Annotated in this window: 6 protein-coding genes and 1 pseudogene; 3 read left to right on the forward strand and 4 right to left on the reverse strand. The window is 59.2% G+C overall.

The features are described 5' to 3' along the window. The first annotated feature begins 225 nt into the window (after nt 1-225). A complete protein-coding gene (locus DC522_RS32495) occupies nt 226-432 on the forward strand; it encodes a cold-shock protein (protein WP_116532557.1) in 207 nt (68 codons plus the stop codon). Nucleotides 433-678: 246 nt separating this feature from the next. On the opposite strand, the gene DC522_RS32500 is transcribed toward DC522_RS32495, so the two are convergent. From DC522_RS32500 to DC522_RS35275, 3 genes are all read right to left on the reverse strand, one after another. Next, nucleotides 679-936, reverse strand: a complete 258-nt coding sequence (locus DC522_RS32500; RefSeq protein ID WP_245444733.1) for a DUF2934 domain-containing protein — start codon at nt 934-936, stop codon at nt 679-681. A gap of 163 nt (nt 937-1,099) precedes the next feature. Beyond that, nucleotides 1,100-1,753, reverse strand: a complete 654-nt coding sequence (locus tag DC522_RS32505) for a hypothetical protein (RefSeq protein WP_116532554.1) — start codon at nt 1,751-1,753, stop codon at nt 1,100-1,102. Between the two features lie 407 nt (nt 1,754-2,160). Next, on the reverse strand, nt 2,161-2,304 hold the full coding sequence (locus DC522_RS35275; RefSeq protein WP_165820428.1) for a hypothetical protein: 144 nt from the start codon (nt 2,302-2,304) through the stop codon (nt 2,161-2,163). Between the two features lie 252 nt (nt 2,305-2,556). On the opposite strand from DC522_RS35275, the gene DC522_RS32510 reads away from it, so the two are divergent. Together DC522_RS32510 and DC522_RS32515 are read left to right on the forward strand one after the other, a co-directional pair. Beyond that, entirely contained in the window at nt 2,557-3,654 is a 1,098-nt protein-coding gene (locus tag DC522_RS32510) for a LacI family DNA-binding transcriptional regulator (protein WP_116532555.1), read from the forward strand. Next, a complete protein-coding gene (locus DC522_RS32515; protein WP_116532556.1) occupies nt 3,621-4,319 on the forward strand; it encodes an IS6 family transposase in 699 nt (232 codons plus the stop codon). The genes DC522_RS32510 and DC522_RS32515 overlap by 34 nt, the downstream gene beginning before the upstream one ends. A gap of 40 nt (nt 4,320-4,359) precedes the next feature. Here the strand turns inward: DC522_RS32515 and DC522_RS37050 are convergent. After that, nucleotides 4,360-4,485, reverse strand: a pseudogene (locus DC522_RS37050) (DNA translocase FtsK); the annotation flags it as partial.

Here is a 4,485-nt window from a genome sequence, read left to right on the forward strand (position 1 = left end):
TTCAACAGATTGGCTGCGTGAGGCCTACGGGCGGAATAGCCCTCTTTCTGTCAACATCGAAAATTCGCGACAGAGCCAGGTGTCGAGTACTTGAGGAGGGTCATTCCTTTGATCCTTGCCAACCCTTGGTATCGCAACTAGCTTTCCTCCGCTGGGGACATGGTGGCAAAGGCAGAATGGCATGAAGACACCATTCGCGCCAACGGACAGGGAATCCAGACGACAATGGCGACGGGTACTGTGAAGTGGTTCAACGAAACCAAAGGTTATGGCTTCATTCAGCCGGACACCGGTGGCAAAGATGTTTTCGTGCACATCAGTGCGGTTGAGCGAGCTGGCCTCAGAGGTTTGAGCGAAGGGCAAAAGGTCTCCTACGAGGTTCAGTCCGACCGCAAGACCGGCAAGGAGTCGGCGGTTGACCTGAAGGTTTAGGACGCCTCCACACATGATGCGGATTCTCCGCTGTTAGGAACGGCCGCTCCTGGTGTGGGGCGGCCTTTTTGTTGTCCCTATCCGAGATGATGAAGTAGCATTGCCGCGCCCGGAGCTTGAATAGGGTTGTTCGGGTCCGTGGGGACGGCTCGATGATCTCAGGCGTCGCCATGGAGGGCTGCCACCGCCGGTTCTCGGCATACAGTCGGGGTGTTGCGCCATCCCGTGGGATCTTCGCCGCGTCAGCTAATCGGCAAACCGCTCATCAGGAATTTCACCTGTGGCGGACGAGTTCGCTTCGGCCGCAGCGGCGGGGGAAGCATCCGCCACAGTTGGGACAGAGCGCTCCTGACCCTGATCATCAAGCTCACGCTGTGCCCGGAACCAATGCTCTTCAGGATCGCCGGTGCGGCCCTCACTCTCCCAGATCTCGTAAGCCCGTTGCCGGATCTTCTCGTCGTGGCGAGTGGCGATGGCTGCAGCAGACAGAGTGTCGGACATCATTGTTCCCCTTACCGGAAGCACTTCATCAATGATCAAGCTGGGGAGATGTTCATCCCAAACTCGCGTCTGTTACAATGAACCCCAATGTCGTTGAGCAAACATCATGGAATTTGAATTTGTGCGGCAGAGGGCGAGAAGCTGTCCTTCTCGCGAAAAAAGCCTCTCACCAAGCAGCGGGATGAAGGCGCCGTTTCCAGCGTTCGTGGCGCGGGAGCCGAGCAGCGGCGGCCGGGCGCTTGGTTAGCGTGAGATGATGGGTCGTTCGCGCTCGCTCCGCTGGCAATGGTTCACTCACCTTTGTCGCCGATGCCTGCTCCTGCTGGGACATAGGTTCGGATGCTCTCGCCGGCCTGATGATCTTAGCAGCCTTCTTCCGTGGCTTTGCCTTCGCGCTCTCAACCTCTTGAGCCTGAGCCTCATGCACAGGTGCTGCGGCTTCTGCAACGACAGCAGCGTCCATCTGCGACACGGCGTCCAGGATCACGAGCGTTTCTGCGGGCGCGTCATTCGTGCCATCAGCGGCGATCGGATTCAGATCAAGCTCGCTCTGACCCTGATCGACCTTTGATCCCGAACGGCGCCTGCGACGGACAGGCTCAACGGCCTCGGAGTTACGCCACACCGGCTCAACGATGCTCGGCAGAATGCGCGGGGCGGCGGCCGGTTCAGGCACAGCTTGCGGCTCTTCCTTCTGGAAGACCTGTGTGGTCTCGACCGGTACCATCTCAAACAGGCGTCTTGGCAGGAGTTGATGACGTTGGTTGGGACTGCGGGATTTCTTGATCTCGACCGAGAAGGGTTTTGGATTCCGCTTCATCTCATACGCTGGTTATGAACTTGGGGAAGACGGGGACCTACGAGCTTGGTCGGCGAACGTCAACATTCAAATCGATCGTTGTTTGCAGGCTTTGATCTGAAATCGTCCTGCGTTCTGACTACCCCCGGAACACCTTCTGACGTGTTAATGCCGTTCACTCGAAGCATAAGATCAGCTCTCGATCGGACAATCACCTGCCCATGCTTGGCGAAGATTCCTCATTGCCATCGGATTGCCTGAAACTGCTGTCGTGGTGGCTTACAACCAGCTCTTGTGAGCCGAATGTCAGGCTCCCGGTCCAGAACCTAACGGCTGGTCCCAAGTAACCCCCCTCACCTCCTGCACAATGCGGTTGCACTCACATGTCTAGGGAACGATCATCCTGAGATGATTGTATCAGCCCACTATCAGCCCCGCGGCGGCTGCAGAGAGCGGGCTAGCTCGCGAATGACCGCGTCCTCGATGCCGAGATCATCGGCCTCCTGATCCGTCTTGGGCTCGGTTCCGGCATAGGCACAGGAGTCTCCGAGGGTGGAGTGTGCCGCGGACATCGTTCGAGACCGATCTGGTCAACGGGCGATGGTTCTGGATAGAACACACCATTCGGTAGCTGCTTCACTTGATCTCGACATGGGACGCACTGCCGGTCGACCCCTTGGTTAGGTGTTTAGGGAGCCCCTCTTCACGAACGAATGCTCGTCCGCTACTCAATGCCAGTCCCGCCTCATGCGGGGGACTCTGCTTTTCAGAGCGGCTATGTGGGGCACCCCGTCTCCAGTCGCTCCTCGCACGTATGAGGTCGCATGAGCCAGCGCCAGTCGGAACGCACAGTGCCAGTCAAGATGTCGGACGTCGCCCGTGCGGCGGGCGTGTCGCTGATGACGGTATCGAATGCGTTCCAGCAGCCTAGAAAAGTACGCGCCGAGACGCGTGAGCGTATCTTCGCGGCGGCGGCAGAGCTCGGCTACATACCCAATCTGATCGCTGGGAATTTGGCGTCTGGCCGCAGCCGTGTCATCGCTGCCGTCGTGCCGTCGTTACGCAACTCGAACTTCGCCCGCATGATCCAAGGCCTCACCGATCACCTGGAGCAGCGAGGCTACGAATTGCTCCTCGCTGTGGCGGATACGCCGGAGCGCCAATTGGCGGCTGTCACAACCTTCCTGGGGCGCCGGGTCGACGGCCTCCTGCTCACCGGCACCGAGCATAGCCCAGAGGTTCACTCTCTGCTGGAAGCAGCGCGGATCCCTGTTGTTGAGACCTGGAATCTTGACGGCCCATTCATTGATATGGTGGTGGGATTCTCGAACTACGAGGCCGCTCGTGCACTGACGGAACTGATGATCAGCCGCGGCTATCGCCACATCGGTTTCGCAGGCTTCGAGCCCCGCGACCTCCGATTCCGAGAACGCCAGCGTGCCTTCCAGGATGCCCTGTCCGCAGCCGGCCTTCGAAACGACTTACTGTTTTTCGGGTCCGAATCCTTGGGTTTCTCCGGCGGACGAGTCGCCCTTGATCATCTCCTCGGGCGGGAGCCAGACCTCCAGGCCATGGTCTGCGTCACTGACATCTTTGCCGTGGGTGCTTTGTTCGAGTGCATGCGACGTGGCTGGCCGGTGCCGGAGCGCTTCGCCTTGGCAGGATACGGTGATTACGAGATTGCCGCCGAGGTCCCGCCCGGGCTCACCACAGTACGTACGCGCGGCTACGCCATCGGCGGTGTGGCGGCCAAGCTGCTCGTCGAGAAGGCTGAGACCGGCTTCGTCGCCGAGGCGACCCATAACGTCGGCTACGAACGGCTCTGTCGCAACTCTTTCTTTCCTCTCGTGGGGCTATGGCCTGCGCTGGCGAGAGAGGGTGATGCGAGATGTTCAAGGGCAGGCAATTCGATCGTTCTGTAATCCTGCTGTGCGTCCGGTGGTACCTGGCTTACAGCCTGAGCCTGCGCAATCTGGAAGAGATGATGGCCGAACGAGGTGTGGCCGTAGATCACGCTACGATTCATCGATGGACTATCCACTACGCCCCGCTCCTGCTGGAGCAGTTCAACCGGCGCAAGCGCCCAGTCACCGGCAGGTGGCATCTCGATGAGACGTATATCAAGATGCGCGGGCAGTGGATGTATTTGTACCGTGCTATCGACAGCAACGGCGACACCGTCGAGTTCTGGTTCAGTGAAAGGCGGAATGTGGCAGCTGCCAAACGGTTCCTACGTAAGGCACTCAACCGGCATGGTCGACCCGAGCGGATCGTGATCGACGGCAGTCAGACCAATCGCGAGGCGATCCTCTCCTGCGATACGACAGACCGACTACAAGACCGATCACGACTTCAGCTCAAGCCGATCCGGATCCGGCAGAGCCAATATTTGAACAATCGGATTGAGCAGGATCATCGGGCCGTCAAGAGACGGGTCAGGCCCATGCTCGGATTCAAGTCGATGAACAGCGCTCAGGCGATCCTGGGCGGCATCGAGATGGTTCACATGATCCGCAAAGGACAGGCGAAGTGTGTCCGTGCGGCTCTGCTATCGTTGGCCGAACAGTTTGAGCGGCTCGCCGCATAATCGTTCTCAAGCCCTTCTCGCACCCATTGTGCCTATAGTCAGGATTTGCGACAAAACCCTTTTCCATTCGTTCCATGATCGATGCCGCCCGGTTGTAGCCGATCTGCAGCCGGCGCTGGATGTAGCTCGTCGACGCCTTCTTGTCGCGCAGCACCACCGCCACCGC

Source organism: Microvirga sp. KLBC 81 (assembly GCF_003075415.1).
In the GTDB taxonomy this organism is placed as follows: Bacteria; Pseudomonadota; Alphaproteobacteria; order Rhizobiales; family Beijerinckiaceae; genus Microvirga.